Source organism: Terriglobus sp. TAA 43, from assembly GCF_000800015.1.
In the GTDB taxonomy this organism is placed as follows: Bacteria; Acidobacteriota; Terriglobia; order Terriglobales; family Acidobacteriaceae; genus Terriglobus.
Genome location: NZ_JUGR01000004.1, coordinates 106,259 through 121,789 on the forward strand (window position 1 = coordinate 106,259; position 15,531 = coordinate 121,789).

The following is a 15,531-nucleotide window of genomic DNA, read 5'->3' on the forward strand; positions in this document are numbered from 1 at the left end:
TTGTGAGTTGACGATTACGCCGCATGCGATTGTGTTTGACTCCATTGCGGACTGCGCATAGGCAGTCCGTTACCGCGGCGCTGGCATTTGCGGGCGTGTTGCTGTTGCCGGGGTGTGTCCACGGGCAGGCGGCGACGCTGGCTGCGGATACCGCTGTGGATACTGGTCGCGCGTCCATCAACTTTGGCTCGTTGAGCAATCTGTACATCAACAGCACCAGCACGGCGTTGCTGCGTTTTGACTTGGGAATGTTGCCGTCTGGCACGACCGGATCGCAGATCAGCCGGGCCACGCTGCGGCTCTATGTGAATCGTGTGAATACGCCGGGAGTGGTGGGTGTTGCGCCGGTTTCGGCGGCATGGGCGGAAGGTGCAGTGACCGCGCAGACACTGCCTCCACGGGGCACGGTGGCGCAGGTGTTTGCCGTGACAGATGAGGCGCAGTTTGTGACCGTCGACGTCACGGCGATGGTGCAGGCGTGGGTGAATGCACCGACCACGAATTTTGGCCTCGCGCTTACAGCGTCCACGGCGGATGTGGCGTTGGATAGCAAGGAAAGCGATACGACGGCGCATCCAGCTGAGTTGGAGATTGCGCTGACCAGCGGTGTGGTGGGGCCGGTTGGACCGCAGGGGCCGAAGGGCGATACGGGAGCCACGGGCGCGCAGGGACCGGCTGGGCCTGCGGGTGGTCCTGCTGGCCCGCAAGGGCCTGTTGGACCTCAGGGGCCGAAGGGTGACAAGGGCGATCCGGGGACGAACGCCTCGGGCATGGCCTACAAGGGTGCGTGGGGCCAGACAACCCTGTATGTGGCGGGTGATGTTGTCACGTCGGCCAATGCTGCGTGGGTGTCGCTGGTTGCAGCGAATACGGGGAATGTGCCGAGTACGTTCTCAGCATCGTGGGGGCTGCTGGTTCCTGCCGCGAGTGGCGGGTCGGGTTCGGGAAACGGGCTGCAGTATGCCGGGGCGTACGTGTCCACGACGAACTACAGCACGAACCAGGTAGTGACGTGGCAAAGTGCGGCCTGGGTCTCGTTGCACGATGTCAATCACGGAAATACTCCGGATACTTCGTCGGGTGACTGGTCTGTGCTGGTGCCTGCTTCGACGAATCCAGCCACGATAACGACCATCATCAATGGGTTGCTGTTTGATGGCGCGTACGCGCCTACGACGAGTTATGCGACGAACCATGTGGTGACCTGGCAGAACACAGCCTGGGTCTCGCTGCATGATGCGAATCACGGCAATGCGCCGGATGTTTCGATGAATGACTGGGCCGTGCTGGTGCCTGCTGGCATTGGGATTCAGGGACCGCAGGGCGTCGCTGGGACCACCGGACCACAGGGGCCTCAGGGTGTGAAGGGCGACACGGGTGACATTGGGCCTCAGGGTGACCGCGGTGCGACGGGCGCTACGGGGCGTCCGGGGTTTGTGTATCAGGGTGCGTATGCATCTGCCACGAACTATGCAGCGGGCGATGTGGTGGTGTGGCAGGGCGGGTCGTGGTCTTCACTGGTGGATTCGAATCAAGGGAACACGCCCGATAGTTCGCCAACGTATTGGGGCGCGTTGACCTCGCAAGGGCCTCAGGGTGCCAAGGGTGACAAAGGCGACACCGGAGTTCCTGGACCGCAGGGCCCGGCGGGTATGGTTGGTGCGGCTGGGCAGCAGGGGCCGACCGGGCCTGTCGGATCAACGGGGCCTCAGGGTGCTCCGGGTCGTGATGGTGCCCAGGGAGTGCAGGGTGATCGTGGACCGGTGGGGCCTCAGGGTGATCCGGGGCCCGCGGGGATGACGTGGCGGGGGACGTATGCGTCGTCCACGAACTACGCCGCGAACGATGCCGTCGCGTGGCAGGGACAGACCTGGCTTTCGCTGCATGGGGAGAACCAGGGGAATACGCCGGACAGCTCACCTGCGGACTGGACGCTGTTGGCCGCGGCGGGAGCTACGGGGTCGCAAGGGCCGCAGGGTGTTCAGGGACTTCAAGGGGTGCAAGGGCCAGCGGGTCCCCAAGGTGCGAAGGGTGATACCGGCGATACCGGCGCTCAAGGCTCGCAGGGTATTGCGGGAATGCAGTATCTGGGCGCTTACAACAGCAGCACCAGTTACGCGTTGCATGACGCGGTGACGTATGCGGGCGGGACATGGATTTCACTGCAGGCGACGAACCATGGCAATCCACCGGATTCGTCGGCGCTGTGGTGGCAGCAGATTGCTGCTCCGGGAGCGCAGGGGCCGATGGGTTCGCAGGGTGTTGCAGGGCCACAGGGAGCTGCGGGATCGCAGGGTGTACAGGGTCCGACGGGACCGGCAGGACCGCAAGGACAGCCAGTACGCTTTCTGGGGCCGTGGTCGGCGACAACCGCATACACGACGGGCGATGCGGTGTTTTACGGCGGGTCGGCGTATATCGCTTTCGGTGCGGTTACGGGGAATGCTCCCGGTGTGAGTCCGGTGTGGCAGTTGCTGGCGCAGAAGGGCGATACAGGAGCGGCGGGTTTGCCGGGCACACAGGGAATTCAGGGTCCTCAGGGAAGCCAGGGAGCGTCTGGTGCAACCGGGCCGCAAGGCGCTGCGGGATTGCAGTGGAAGGGCGCATGGAACGCCAGCACCGGGTATGTGACGGGTGATGCGGTTTCGTATGGCGGTTCCGCTTACATCTCCACGTCTGATGTGAATGTGGCGGTGACGCCGGGAACGTCGGCGTTGTGGTCACTGTTGGCGGCTGCGGGTGTCGCGGGGCCTGCGGGGACGAACGGCAACAATGGCACGGATGGTGCTACGGGTGCAGCCGCGACGATTCAGGTGGGGACAGTCACGACTGGCGCCGCCGGTAGCAATGTGGTGGTGCAGAACGCGGGTAGTAGCAATGCTGCTGTTTTGAATTTCACCATTCCGCAGGGAGCGACCGGGGCCGCGGGTTCGCCGGGTTTGACGTACAAGGGAACGTGGCTGAACGGTACCGGATACAGCCTGGGGGACGTGGTTTTCGAAGCGGGTTCTTCGTATGTGTCCCGGCGTAGTACGAATACCGCTGATCCGTCAGTGTCCGTTGCGAACAATACCGGCGATTGGTCATTGCTCGCTTCGCAGGGAAGCCCGGGACCTGCAACCGTTGCGATAGGCACAGTGACCAGCGGTGCAGCGGCTGCTGTTACGAACACCGGGACTTCGAATGCAGCGGTATTGAACTTCACCTTGCCGAAGGGCGATACGGGCTCAACCGGCGCGGTGGGGCTTACGTTTCTGGGTGCGTGGGACAGTTCCATTTCCTACGCGCCGACGAGTGTGGTCACGTACAACGGTTCGGCTTACTTCGCACGTGCTGCCAGTAGCGGGGTTCATCCGGTCGGGGATGCGACGAGTGTGTCGGCATGGGCTCTCCTGGCGGCGGCGGGAGTCGCAGGTGCAGCCGGAGTGGCGCCGTCGATCAGCGTATCTGCCACGCACACCGGAGCGGCGGGAACCTCTGCGATTGTGAAGAACGTGAGCACCGACCCGACGAGCATCCAGCTGGACTTCACCATCCCAAAGGGCGATACCGGCGCGACCGGACCTACGGGTGCGACCGGGCCTACGGGCTCGGGCGGTGGGGGCGGCTCGTTCTTCACGTCAGTCCACGCGGTTGCGAATGGTGTGGCGCAGTATTACAACCCTCTGACGGATGTGAAAAGCGCCACGGAGTTGGGGACAGTGCTGCAGTGGCTACCTTCCACCTGCAATCTGTCCAGCGTCCAAGCGTATTACTACGCGGCCGCCATTACTGGCGGTCAGACGACGAATGCGCAATTGACCATTCGGACAGGCACGCCGGGGAATATGAGCGCGAATCCGTCCACAGCCTGCACCGTGGCACCGAACACCACGACGACATGCACAGGGCCGGGAACTCTGGGGGCCGGCAACTTTGTGTCGCTTTACATCTCGACGATCGCGACGACAACGTCGTACCTGTACACGCAGTTCAGTTGTAATTAGTGCTTGCATGAGAGGGCAGCCATTGTTGCAGGCTGCCCTCTGAATCTGATGGGGTTTCTTGCAGAGACCTTAGAGAGGCGTGACGTCCGACGCCTGCCAGCCCTTGGGTCCCTTCACCACGTTGAACTGCACTGCCTGGCCTTCCTGCAGGCTCTTAAAGCCATTGGACTGGATTGCCGAGTAGTGTACGAAGACGTCCTCGCCATTTTCACGGCTGACGAACCCGAATCCCTTTGCGTCGTTGAACCACTTCACTGTGCCCTGTTCCATAAAGCCCGGTCCCTCTTCTTCTTTGTTCGAGTCTGCCGTTGAATACAAGGGATCAACCGCTTTTTGGCGGGGAAATGACCACTTTGTCTCAATCGATGCGCATAGACTAGCACGAAACCGAAAATTTACTCAGTAAAAACAAGGAATCTGACAATTTCGTGAAAACACGGAAGTCTGGAGACCCTGGTTTCGCTAAAGCTAACGATTGGCGATATTTGCCACGATTGCTGAGGCGCGTTCCAGAACCTGATCCAGTGTCATGCCGGTGGTATCCACCAGAACGGCGTCCTCTGCAGGGCGCAGAGGGCTCTCCGTACGCTCGCGGTCGCGCTTGTCGCGTTCGCGCATGTCACGAAGAAGATCTTCCTTGGATTCGGCTGTTGGCTGCTGTGTGAAGCGGCGATCACCACGTGCTTCCACGCTGGCATCGAGAAAAATTTTGACGTCAGCATCGGGGAATACGACGGTGCCGATATCGCGGCCTTCCATCACCACGCCGGAAGCTGCAGCCAGGCCGAGGGCGCGTTGTGCATTGACCATCCACACGCGTACCGGGCCGTGAATGGAGACCTGCGAGGCGGCCTGCGTTACATCGGGGTTGCGCAGAGCAGCGGTGACGTCTTCACCATCCAGCAGAACGCGGTTGCCGCTGGCACTGGGCTCAAGCGTGATGGTGGTGTTATGTGTGAGCGCGAGGACGGCAGCGCCATCGGTGACAACGACGTTGTTGTGCAGAGCTTTGAGAGCCAGGGCGCGATACATGGCGCCGGTTTCCAGATTGAGCAGGCCAAAGGTGCGCGCCAGATGCGCAGCGACGGTGCTTTTGCCCGCGCCTGCGGGGCCATCAATCGCTACGATCAGGCCGCGGCGGGTTTCGTTCTGAGAAGCAGAAGTCATTCTTTCTATTGTGCCGGATGTACGGGGCCTGCGTGGTTCGTCTTAGCGATCGGTGTCTCTGTGATGAGGATTACGAAGAAGGAGGGTGAAGGCGAATCCAACCGTGTCTTCATGCAGGCGCAGGCCGCGGCTGTAGAAGACCGACCATGTGAGGTGGGGCACCACCGGGACGTCCAGCGAGAGGTTAATGCCGTTGTCTTCGGCAAGACCGTTGGAGCTCTGCGTGGCATCCGGACGCCCGGAATGCGGGTCGACCTGATAGATAGTTTGCGAGCCCATTGGCAGCTGTTCGTAGCCTTCCAGGTAGAGCGTGGAGGCTCGCGGTAATTCCAGGCTGACACCTACGCCGAAGTTGGCAAGTTCACCACGCGACGTCTGCGAACGCTGCACGCGGCGGTTCTGCAGGCGGCTGGTGGAACCGATACCAAGGTCAACGTACGGTGCCAGGAAACTGGCGGATTGCAGATGGTTCGTGACGTTGTAGGTCACCTTGCCTGCGCCGATCCCGTCTTGCACGGAACCGGTGGGCGTAGAGAGGGAGCTGGTCAGGACGTCGTAAAAGTCGCCGAGCTTGCCCATGGTGAAGCTGTTGGAACTCAGGTGGAGCGCCATGGTGGTGTCGCCCGGAAGACCGTGGCGGATCGTGGTGTCCGTGTAGGGCGCGCCGGTGGTCGGTTGCACCACGCGTTGCGAACGCATGTACAGAAAGAGCGGCGTGGCAACGTCGGCGCTGACATAGCGATTGAATCGCCATGCCAGGCTCGGGGTCAGAATGTTGGCCCAGCCGGTGATGGAATCGTATTGCGAACTGGAGATGATGCTGGCGTTGAAGCCCGTGGTGCGCGGCACAATGCCTGTCGGGCCAAGGCTAGTGGCAACGGCGAGTGCTAGCTCCTGGTCAGACATGGTTTTTGTGTTTTGAAGTGCAGGAGCGGCTTGCGGTGTTGCTGTCTGCGCGGGGCATATCCCTGTGACCATCATGGGGAACAGACACCATCGCAAAAAGAAACGCCCTGACCGCATAAGCATAAAGCCTATTTGGACAGGGTGCTTCGTGGCAATTGGACCCCGTAATTACGAACGCTGGGCCATCGGAACGTAGGCCGCGGGATACGCCGGGCCGGTGTATTCGGCGCGCGGACGGATCAGGCGGTTGTTGTCGTGCTGCTCGATTACATGTGCTGCCCAGCCGGAGATGCGGCTTACCGCAAAGATGGGCGTGAACAGATCCATGTCGATGCCGAGCGTGGTGTAGGTGGAGGCTGAGTAGAAGTCCACGTTTGCGTTGAGCTTCTTTTCGCTGCGCACGTAGCCTTCAATTTTTTCGCTCATCTCGTACCACTTGGCATTGCCAGCGGCGGTGCCAAGGTCCTTCGACATGCGGCGCAGGTGGGTAGCGCGCGGGTCTTCCGTCTTGTACACGCGATGGCCGAAGCCGGAGACCTTCACCTTGTTGTTCAGCAGATTCTTCACATACTCCACGGGGTCGGCGCCAGCGGCATCGATCTCGTAAAGCAGCTTCATCACAGCTTCGTTGGCACCGCCGTGTAGCGGTCCCTTGAGCGCGCCGATAGCGCCGGTAATGGCGGAGTGCACATCGCTAAGCGTTGCGGCGATGACGCGTGCAGCAAAGGTGGAGGCGTTCAGTTCGTGGTCGGCGTGCAGGATCAACGCGCAATCGAATGCCTTCTCAGCCTCTGCAATGGGCTTTACGCCCGTGAGCATGTAAAGGAAGTTGCCCGCGTGGGTGAGCGTGGTGTCGGCCTCGACGATGGCCTTGCCCTTGCGGATGCGATCGAAGTACGCCACGATCATGGCAATCTGCGAGGTAAGGCGGAAGCTCTTGCGCACGTTGGCTTCGTGGCTGCTGTCGGTGTCGTCCGGATCGCCAATGCTGAGCAGGCTGACGGTGGTGCGCAACACTTCCATCACATTGGCTTCTTTGGGCAGCGTCTTCAGGAAATCGACGACGTTTGCGGGAAGCGTGCGGGTGGCTGCGAGTTTCTGCTTGAAGTCTTCCAGTTCCGCGGCGGTGGGCAGTTTGCCAAACCAAAGCAGGTACGTTGTTTCTTCAAAAGTGGATTTGGCGGCGAGCTCGTGAATATCAATGCCGCGATAGGAAAGGACGCCCGCCTCACCATCAATCCAGCAGATACCGGAGGTCGTAGCAACAATCCCTTCAAGCCCGCGGGGGGCAACTGCCTGCGACATGGATGAGGACTCCTGAGTAGGTGGACGAAACAGCCTTATAGATCGCCGTTATATCGAAAGGTCTGTGCGGTTGTCATCACGTCTGCGCGAATATCGCGCTAGTGGCCCCGGCGTGGATCCCGACTTCAGGCCGCGTAGTCCGAGAATCGCTGCGGACGGAAGGCCTGCAGATTGAGAACAGGCGGCTCATTGAGGATGAGTTCAGCCATGGCCTGCGCGGTTGCCGGAGCCAGCAGAATGCCGTTGCGGAAGTGCCCCGCAGCGACGAAGGAGTGGTCGCCGGTGCGGCCCATCAGGGGCAGATGGTCAGGGGTGTCAGGGCGCAGACCGGCCCAGCGCTCGACCTCTGGAGCGTCAGCGAGAGCGGGCAGCAGAGCGGCGGCTTCGGCGCGTAAATGCTGGATATCCGTGTCGTGTACGGTGCGGTCGAAGCCTGAGTCTTCAATCGTGGAACCGATCACGATGGTGCCGTCCAGGCGTGGGATCAGGTAGATGTCTCGCGTGCGTACAACGATGTTTCCAAGGCCGCGCGCCGACATGGCTCCCGGAGCGTTCAGGCGCAGCATCTGGCCTTTTGCGGGATGCACGGGCGGCGGACTCCATGCGCCGGTGCAGTCGAGGAACGTGCCGCAGGAGATCACGCTGTCCTTCACTCGGACGTCGATGCCACCTTCACGCTGAAATGCGCCGCGGACGGGTGTGTCTTCCTGGATGGTGATGTCGGACTTTGTCACCGCGTCGCGAAGCGCGTTGAAAAGCTTGCGAGGATCAAGGCTGGGTTCAGCGTGTCGGCGATAACCCGATCCCGCGAGTGCGGCGAGCGTCGTGCGATGGTGACGCCAGCCTTCGGCCTGTTCCAGCACCCATTCCGTTTCGTAGGGCACGCGGGTGCCTCCACGTTCCGCGATGATTTCGAGGTAGTCGCGATAGAGGTTGCCACTGTGCTGCGCCATGGCCACCAGCTCGGGCGGATGCGGATGCGTGGAATCGTCGACCCCGATCATGCCGCCTGCGGCCCAGGAGGCCTGCTGGCCTGCGCGCCCACGCTCCACCACGGTGACGGCCACGCCTGCCGCTCGCAGCTCCAGGGCGCATGAGAGGCCAATCAGTCCGGCACCAGCAATGACAACATCGGGGGATCGCATGCGTCTATTCTAAGTTCGCACCATGCGTGATTCGAAATCTGCAGCGTCAGATAATGAGTTCGCAGAGTATCCGTGGAGGAACCGTGGACGATCAGACTTCCCATACCGAAGGACAGCGCTCTTATGCAGCACTGCTTCCCGCCGCTGTTGCATTTTCTCTTCTGCTAGCGATTGGCGGCCTCGTGTGGTCGTTCATGCTGCAGAGCCGTCTGCAGAAGGCCGAAGAAAAACTGGCCATGGCCGATGAGCGCGCTGGCACGCTGCAACAGCGTATCTACGCCTCTGATGCGCGGTCTCGTGCAGCGTCGGACACGTTCGCACAGAAGTTGGGCACCACGCAGGCGCAGTTGGATGCGAAGGCTGCGGCCATCATGAAGCAGCAGAATGTCGACAACGCGAGGCGCGAAGAAGCGGAAGCGAAGTTGAATGAAAATGTCACGTCCGTGAAGACGGATCTGGGAGCCACGAAGACAGACCTGGGCTCCACGAAGACGGACGTTGCTGCAACGAAGGCCGATCTGGCCGATACGAAAACACAGTTGCAGCGCACCATGGGCGACGCGGGCGTGATGAGCGGCCTGATCGCGAAAAACCACGATGAGCTGGAAGACCTGAAGCACAAGGGCGACCGCACTTACTACGAGTTCACGCTGCAGAAGGGCGCACAGCCCACGCTGCTTTCGTCTGTGAAATTGCAGGTGAAGAAGGTGGATCAGAAGAAGGGCAAGTTCACGCTGAACGTCAGCTCTGACGATCGCAACATTGAAAAGAAAGACAAGACGATCTACGAGCCGGTGCAGTTCTACAGCGGCAAGAATCCGGCGCTGTTTGAGATCGTGGTGAACAACGTAGGGAAGAACCAGGTGACAGGATATTTATCTGTCCCGAAGGGGCAATAGCTGTAACAAAACGATTCGCGGCGGTGTCTACAGTCCCAGCATTCTCTCTCGCAGATGGGACTGCTTATGTTCGAGATGTCGATCGTCGAATCGTCGGGCGCGCTGAAGTCAAAGTCCAGCCGCTTTGTGTGGATCACCGCCACGTTCAACGCAATGGTTGTCGGTGCCATGATCCTGGTTCCACTTCTGTATCCGGAGGCGTTGCCACGGACATCGCTGATGTCCGCTGTGACAGCGCCTCCGCCACCTCCCCACCCTGCACCTGTTCAGCAAGCCACGCAACAACGCGCAGTGAAGCCCGTGGCTGCAATGAACATATTCACCGCTCCAAGAACGATCCCGAGCACGATTGATCGCACGCATGATGATGCGCCGCCTGCGACAGGGATCAATGATGGAATGTTGATCGCCGGAGCTACTGGTATCGGTCCTGGCACCGTTGACGGGTTGGGAGTTGCTCCTCCTCCACCAGTTGTCACTGTGGTGAAGCCGAAGGCGACTGCTCCTGTGCCCATCTCCAGTGGAGTGGTTGCTGGCAACAGGCTTTCGGGAAATCAACCTGTCTATCCAGCGATTGCGAAGGCCGCAGGTGTATTGGGGGCAGTGGTGTTGCGTGCCATCATCTCGAAGACCGGAGAGATTCAACGACTCACCGTACTCTCGGGCCACGAGATGCTTCGCAACAGTGCAGTGGCTGCGGTGCAGACGTGGCGGTATCGGCCTTACCTGTTGAATGGCGAACCAACCGACGTGGAGACGACCATCACAGTGAATTTCTCGCTCGGCGGATAACGAGTCTCATTCAGGATTCGCAGATGTTGCGGAGGGATCAAACAGTCCTTCCGCAACATACCGCTGTGCCACTTACTTAGGCAGTTTCACCTTTACTGTTTCCTGGTGATAGAAGGCGATGCTGACATCGGCGCCCTTGCGCTTGTCCCATACGGCCTGCGGCACGTTGTACGCGAAGATGACGTAGCCATGGCCGGTGGCGCCGGGAGCAATGCTGCTTTCGCGCAGTAACGGCGAGGGTGCAACAGCATCCACCTTTGGCTGCATGTCCGGGAACATGGCGGCGAGGCGTGGCAGGTCTGTCTTCTCCAGCGCGTTTGCGGTCATGATCGTGCCGTCTTCCATGGTGAGTGTGCCGTCAATGCTCTTCAGGAAGAGTGGGACTTCGGTGTTGTCCTTCAATGCGATGTCAGCGATGACGTAGGTGACCACGTCGGTCTGGTTCTCACCGACAAGCATGCCGCCACCGCGCGCATATTTCGCCGTGTACTCAAACGTCTGCAGCGGCCCTGCGGTGGCTGTGACCTCAGGATGCAGGTACACCTTTGCAAACCATGCCCCCGCTGCTGCAAGGATTGCCAGCGCAATCAGAATGGGTACCAGCATGCCACGCTGTTGCTTATCGCCGCCGTCCAGCTTCATCTCTGCCATGTTTTCTATGCTCTCACCTGCGTTGGACGGGGACGAAGCGCTTTAAGAAACGCGTCGGCGTCAAGTGTATTCAAAACGTCGTCTTTCGTAAGCCATGCACGACGAAGTTGTGTGATGCCGAAGCGCATCTTGTCTAGGTCTTCCAGTGAATGCGCGTCAGTGTTCACGCTGATCTTGCAGCCCAGCGATTTCGTTTTACGCAGGTTGAGATCGCTGAGGTCAGCACGCGCGGGAGCCGCGTTGTGTTCCACCGCAACGCCCAGTTCTGCACATCGACGAAGCACCTTGTCCATGTCGAATGGATACGGATCACGCTTCAACACTTTGCGTCCGGTGGGATGACCCAGGATGTGCAGATATGGATTCTCAATGGCGCTCAGCAGACGCTCGGTCTGTTCCTCTGCAGGCAGATTGAACGCGGAGTGAATGCTGCCAATGACCACATCCATCTGCGCGAGCGTTTCGTCTTCCAGGTCCAGCGAGCCGTCCTGCAGGATGTCCACCTCAATGCCTGCGAAGACGCGGATGCGGCCTTCCATCTCTGCATCCACGGCATGGATAGCGCGGATGTGATCGCGTGCGCGAGCATCGTCCAGGCCGTTCGTCATGGCCAGGTTCTTCGAGTGGTCCGTGATCGCGATGTACTTCAACCCGCGCAGCAGTGCACCTTCTGCCATCTCGCGGATGGTGAATGTGCCATCGGTGGCGACGGTGTGCATGTGGACGTCGCCGCGAATGTCATCCAGCGTGATGAGTTGCGGCAATGTGTTGGCTTCTGCCATCTCCAGTTCGCCGCAGTTTTCGCGCAGTTCTGGTGGTATCCACTGCATGCCCATTGCTGCGTAGATCTCTTCCTCGGTGGCGGCAGCAACGATGGCGCTCTCACCCTCCTGAGGATTCATGCGTGCCAACGCATATTCGCTCAACGTGTAGCCGCGCTTCAGTGCTTTCTGGCGCAGCAACACGTTGTGCATCTTGGAGCCGGTGAAGTACTGCAACGCCGCGCCGTAGCTTGCGCGTGGCAGCAACCGCACATCCACCTGCAGTTGATTGCGCAGCGTGAAGCTAACCTTGTTCTGACCGCGTGCAAGCAGCGTATCAATCAACGGCAGTGATGCAACATGCTCTACAGCAGCACTGACAACATCCGGTTCACACGCAGGGCCGGTGACAAGAAGATCAAGGTCGCCAACAGATTCCTTACCGCGTCGTAAAGAGCCTGCGGGTGTGATGGTTTCAATGCCGGGAAATTCGCGAATGAGTTTGCTGATGGTCTCAGCGATCTCTGCTGCATTGTCGATCCGATAGCGACCGCTGTTCTTCTTAGCGTCTTCAATGCCTTTGAGCAGCTTGTCCACCTGCTTCTGTCCGAAGCGGGGAAGCTTTGCCAGTTGGCCTGCTTTGGCGGCTGTCTCAAGCTCATCGATGTTGGAGATCTCAAGTGCGCTCCACATCAGCGCAACGGTCTTTGGCCCCATGCCGGGCAGGCGAAGAAGCTCCAGCATGGATGGCTTGTATTTCTTCAGCAGTTCGTCGCGCATGGGCATGGAACCAGTGCGAACCAGGTCCACAATGTTCGCGGCCATGCCTTTGCCGATGCCGCCAATGGCAAGCAACTGTTTGGGATCGTCAACAAGCGTGACAAGTGGGGTGGTTTGCTGTTCGACAGCTTCGGCTGCGCGACGATAGCTGCGCACGCGAAAAGCATCGGCTGCGTCAATCTCCAGCAGCGCCGCGGTTTCTTCCAGCAGGCGCGCCATGGTGATGTTGTCCATACGGACATGAGACTACATCGACGCAAGCTAAGTTGTGAGTCTTCGTTACGCGGAGAGGAGTTTGGGCGGGTTGAGGCCCGCCCTTTTCGATTCGCCGTGAACGAAGCGTTAGGCTGCCGTCAGAATGACTGCGTCGGCCTGCGGTCCTTTGGAGCCTTGAATCACGTCGAACTCCACCGGGTCGCCTTCCTTCAGGCTCTTATAGCCATCCAACTGGATCGCGCTGTAGTGCACGAAAACATCCGCGCCACCGTCATCGCGTCCCAGAAAGCCATAGCCCTTTGCATTGTTGAACCACTTTACTGTGCCCTTGTACTGTGCCACTCGTGCTCACCACTTGCGCAACCATCACGGCCTACGTGCTCGCTGGATTATCCTTCGCGAGGATGGTGCTTGATAGACGCGCTGAAGAAGATTTCGGAGCACGGTGAGGTGATTTTTTCCGAAAAATTACACTCTTCGATGCCATGTCATTTCATGACATCGAAGACTGCGTTTACTTACCGGAAAGATCGCGCAACCGCTGCGCATAGCTCAGTGCACCAACGATGGTTTTGCCATCGTGAATCTCACCTGCGGCACACATCCTTACCAGCTCCGAAAGCGGCAGAAGGCGAACCTCAATCTTTTCATCGTCCTCAGGCTGAGCCGTGCCAGCGACGATTCCAGTGGCCAGATAGATCTCCATCCACTCCGCAACGAAGCCGGGGCTGGCGTAATAGCGGACCAGCTTTGTCCACTTCTTCGCGCGGTAGCCGGTCTCTTCAATTAGTTCGCGCTTGGCGGCTGCCAGGGTCTTTTCGCCGGGTTCCACGCGTCCGGCAGGAAGCTCAAGCAGGTACTGGTCAGCCGCGTGGCGGAACTGGCGCTCGATCACCACGAGGGGATCGGCGGGGTTGGTGCTTTCATCAACCGCTAACACAACCACCGAACCGGAGTGCCGAACGACATCGCGGATGGCTTCCACGCCATTCGGTTCGCGCACTTTTTCGGTGAATACGCTGAAGACTTTGCCCTGATATGCCTTTTTTGAGGACAGGATTTGTGCCTTGCCCTTTGGCACTCGGGGTGCCTTGATGGGCAGCTTCGGCATCTCTGCAGAGGCCACGACACCCTTCTTCGCTTTTGGGCTGGAAAGCTTGGTGAGTTTTTTCTTTGCGGGGGCGGTGGGTGCGATACGCTTGGCCATAGCAATCAACGTATCAAAACCTGCATCCAACACGTGGTACGTGCCATCCTATAGCGGACCCCGTTCAATCGCGGAAGCAGTGACCTGTTTATGAGTCTTGAGTGTTACCCGATCACCGTTCTTCCGCATCTGTCGCGGCTCTTCGTGGATTACACGGAGCTGCGCACGGCTGCGCCGGATGCCCCAGTGCGCCGTTTTTATGCGGCCAGCCCGTTTGATGACCGCTGGATGCAGGGGCGGTCAGGACGTCTGCAACCGGAACGTAATGTTCTGGTGGATGCGCTGACGGAACAGGCCAAGGGGTTTGGTTGTAGTGACACTACGTTTGAAAATCTGGAAAAACTTCGTAACGGCGCAAGGGTGGTTGTCACCGGTCAGCAGGTAGGCCTGCTTGGCGGCCCGCTGCTCACGTTGATGAAGGCCGCCACGGCGATTCGCAAGGCTCAGGTGGCCAGCGAGCGCGGTGTGCCGCATGTGCCCATCTTCTGGATGGCCACCGAAGATCATGACCTGGATGAAGTGAACCAGGTTGCGCTGCTGGCAAGGCACAGTGTAGAGACATTGCATTCCACGTTCCCGCAGCATCGCCAGCAGCCAGTGGGTGACCTGGTGCTGGGGCCTCAGATTGAGGCTGTAGTGGAGAAGGCGGAAGAACTACTCGCCTATGCGCCCATCACGGAGCTTTTGCGCAGCAGCTATACGCCGCAGGACACGCTCGCTTCCGCGTTCGCCAAATTCATCGCGGGCGTTTTTGCCGAGTTTGGATTGATTGTCATTGACGCCAGTACGCGCGCGTTCCATCAGATGGGTGCGCCGGTAATGCGTGCCGCCATTGAAGATGCAGATACACTTCAGGCTGCCGTGGTGCAGCGCAATCACGATCTGGCCGCTGCGGGCTATGGCGCGCAGGTGCTGGTGCATGACGACAGCACGCTGTTATTTGTCGTTGGTGAGGATGGCAACCGCGTTGCCCTGAAGCTCGCTGCGGGAAGCAACGAGTGGAAGGCCGGATCGCGTGTTTATACCGCGGAAGAACTGCTGGCAATCCTCGATACCGAGCCGGAACGCATCAGCCCGAATGCTCTGCTGCGGCCAGTGTTTCAGGATGCAATTCTGCCCACATCGGCCTACATCGGTGGCCCCGCGGAGATTGCATATTTTGCACAGCTGCAGCCGCTGTATGACGCGATTCTGGGAGTGCCAACGCCGATCCTGCCGCGTCTTTCCGGAACACTCGTCACCGCGCCGATTCGAACAGTGATGGATCAGCATGAGGTTGCATTCCGGGATGCGTTGACGACGGCCGATGCGCTTTCGCAGCGGCTGGCGGCACGGGCCATGCCCATTGAAGGCAAGCGCAAGATCGCTGGCGCAGGCAATGCTCTGGACGCCGAGTTGAAGGAAGTGGAGCAGTGGATGAGCGCGATGGACAGCAACCTGGGCCACAGCGCTTCCATTGCGGCGAACAAGATGCGTTACCAGATGAACCGTTTGCGGCGATTGGCTGCGAACTGGCAACTGGAGCGCGAAACCTTCCTGCGCAAACATGCTGAGGCGATGACGCTGAATCTGCATCCGAACGGGCATGTGCAGGAACGTCTGCTGGCGGGCGTGCAGTTCCTTGCTTTGAGTTCGGTGGATCTAGCTCGGATGCTCGTGGAGAACGCCGAGCAGGATTGTCCGGGCCACCGCGTCTTCGACATCTAAGCCGCTGTC

Annotated in this window: 13 protein-coding genes; 4 read left to right on the forward strand and 9 right to left on the reverse strand. The window is 59.8% G+C overall.

Going from position 1 to position 15,531, the window contains the following annotated elements:
- The first annotated feature begins 23 nt into the window (after positions 1 to 23).
- Positions 24 to 3,986: a DNRLRE domain-containing protein gene (locus M504_RS22680; protein WP_156994066.1), complete on the forward strand. Its 3,963-nt coding sequence runs from the start codon at positions 24 to 26 to the stop codon at positions 3,984 to 3,986.
- Between the two features lie 69 nt (positions 3,987 to 4,055).
- On the opposite strand, the gene M504_RS19785 is transcribed toward M504_RS22680, so the two are convergent.
- From M504_RS19785 to M504_RS19805, 5 genes are all read right to left on the reverse strand, one after another.
- Complete coding sequence (locus M504_RS19785; RefSeq protein ID WP_047497671.1) at positions 4,056 to 4,256, reverse strand: cold-shock protein; 201 nt, start codon at positions 4,254 to 4,256, stop codon at positions 4,056 to 4,058.
- A 198-nt stretch (positions 4,257 to 4,454) separates the two neighbouring features.
- Positions 4,455 to 5,153 carry a (d)CMP kinase gene (gene cmk, locus M504_RS19790; protein WP_047497673.1) on the reverse strand — a complete coding sequence of 233 codons (699 nt, stop codon included), beginning with the start codon at positions 5,151 to 5,153 and terminating at the stop codon, positions 4,455 to 4,457.
- Between the two features lie 42 nt (positions 5,154 to 5,195).
- Positions 5,196 to 6,059: a hypothetical protein gene (locus M504_RS19795; protein ID WP_047497676.1), complete on the reverse strand. Its 864-nt coding sequence runs from the start codon at positions 6,057 to 6,059 to the stop codon at positions 5,196 to 5,198.
- Between the two features lie 168 nt (positions 6,060 to 6,227).
- A complete protein-coding gene (locus M504_RS19800) occupies positions 6,228 to 7,364 on the reverse strand; it encodes a citrate synthase (RefSeq protein WP_047497680.1) in 1,137 nt (378 codons plus the stop codon).
- Between the two features lie 125 nt (positions 7,365 to 7,489).
- Positions 7,490 to 8,509 (reverse strand): FAD-binding oxidoreductase, encoded by a 1,020-nt coding sequence (locus tag M504_RS19805; protein ID WP_047497683.1) that lies wholly within the window; start codon positions 8,507 to 8,509, stop codon positions 7,490 to 7,492.
- Between the two features lie 53 nt (positions 8,510 to 8,562).
- Between M504_RS19805 and M504_RS19810 the strand changes: the two genes are divergently transcribed.
- Together M504_RS19810 and M504_RS19815 are read left to right on the forward strand one after the other, a co-directional pair.
- Positions 8,563 to 9,408 (forward strand): hypothetical protein, encoded by an 846-nt coding sequence (locus tag M504_RS19810; protein ID WP_232296381.1) that lies wholly within the window; start codon positions 8,563 to 8,565, stop codon positions 9,406 to 9,408.
- Between the two features lie 66 nt (positions 9,409 to 9,474).
- Entirely contained in the window at positions 9,475 to 10,200 is a 726-nt protein-coding gene (locus tag M504_RS19815; RefSeq protein ID WP_047497686.1) for an energy transducer TonB, read from the forward strand.
- A gap of 72 nt (positions 10,201 to 10,272) precedes the next feature.
- On the opposite strand, the gene M504_RS19820 is transcribed toward M504_RS19815, so the two are convergent.
- The 4 genes from M504_RS19820 to M504_RS19835 form a co-directional block, all read right to left on the reverse strand.
- The gene (locus tag M504_RS19820; RefSeq protein ID WP_047497690.1) at positions 10,273 to 10,851 is read right to left on the reverse strand and encodes a hypothetical protein; all 579 of its coding nucleotides are present in this window, start codon (positions 10,849 to 10,851) and stop codon (positions 10,273 to 10,275) included.
- 5 nt (positions 10,852 to 10,856) lie between these two features.
- Positions 10,857 to 12,626 (reverse strand): DNA polymerase/3'-5' exonuclease PolX, encoded by a 1,770-nt coding sequence (polX, locus tag M504_RS19825; RefSeq protein ID WP_047497693.1) that lies wholly within the window; start codon positions 12,624 to 12,626, stop codon positions 10,857 to 10,859.
- A 108-nt stretch (positions 12,627 to 12,734) separates the two neighbouring features.
- Complete coding sequence (locus M504_RS19830) at positions 12,735 to 12,950, reverse strand: cold shock domain-containing protein (RefSeq protein WP_047497695.1); 216 nt, start codon at positions 12,948 to 12,950, stop codon at positions 12,735 to 12,737.
- A gap of 172 nt (positions 12,951 to 13,122) precedes the next feature.
- Complete coding sequence (locus tag M504_RS19835) at positions 13,123 to 13,848, reverse strand: NUDIX hydrolase (RefSeq protein ID WP_369792924.1); 726 nt, start codon at positions 13,846 to 13,848, stop codon at positions 13,123 to 13,125.
- Between the two features lie 57 nt (positions 13,849 to 13,905).
- On the opposite strand from M504_RS19835, the gene bshC reads away from it, so the two are divergent.
- Positions 13,906 to 15,522 (forward strand): bacillithiol biosynthesis cysteine-adding enzyme BshC, encoded by a 1,617-nt coding sequence (gene bshC, locus M504_RS19840; protein ID WP_047497698.1) that lies wholly within the window; start codon positions 13,906 to 13,908, stop codon positions 15,520 to 15,522.
- Positions 15,523 to 15,531: the final 9 nt, after the last annotated feature.

Coding starts and splice junctions, on each gene's coding strand:
- M504_RS19805 (WP_047497683.1), bottom strand. CDS start 8,509: ATGCGATCCCCCGATGTTGTCATTGCTGGTGCCGGACTGATTGGCCTC.
- M504_RS19815 (WP_047497686.1), top strand. CDS start 9,475: ATGTTCGAGATGTCGATCGTCGAATCGTCGGGCGCGCTGAAGTCAAAG.
- polX (WP_047497693.1), bottom strand. CDS start 12,626: ATGGACAACATCACCATGGCGCGCCTGCTGGAAGAAACCGCGGCGCTG.
- bshC (WP_047497698.1), top strand. CDS start 13,906: ATGAGTCTTGAGTGTTACCCGATCACCGTTCTTCCGCATCTGTCGCGG.
- M504_RS19820 (WP_047497690.1), bottom strand. CDS start 10,851: ATGGCAGAGATGAAGCTGGACGGCGGCGATAAGCAACAGCGTGGCATG.
- M504_RS19785 (WP_047497671.1), bottom strand. CDS start 4,256: ATGGAACAGGGCACAGTGAAGTGGTTCAACGACGCAAAGGGATTCGGG.
- M504_RS19810 (WP_232296381.1), top strand. CDS start 8,563: ATGAGTTCGCAGAGTATCCGTGGAGGAACCGTGGACGATCAGACTTCC.
- M504_RS19800 (WP_047497680.1), bottom strand. CDS start 7,364: ATGTCGCAGGCAGTTGCCCCCCGCGGGCTTGAAGGGATTGTTGCTACG.
- M504_RS22680 (WP_156994066.1), top strand. CDS start 24: ATGCGATTGTGTTTGACTCCATTGCGGACTGCGCATAGGCAGTCCGTT.
- M504_RS19795 (WP_047497676.1), bottom strand. CDS start 6,059: ATGTCTGACCAGGAGCTAGCACTCGCCGTTGCCACTAGCCTTGGCCCG.
- cmk (WP_047497673.1), bottom strand. CDS start 5,153: ATGACTTCTGCTTCTCAGAACGAAACCCGCCGCGGCCTGATCGTAGCG.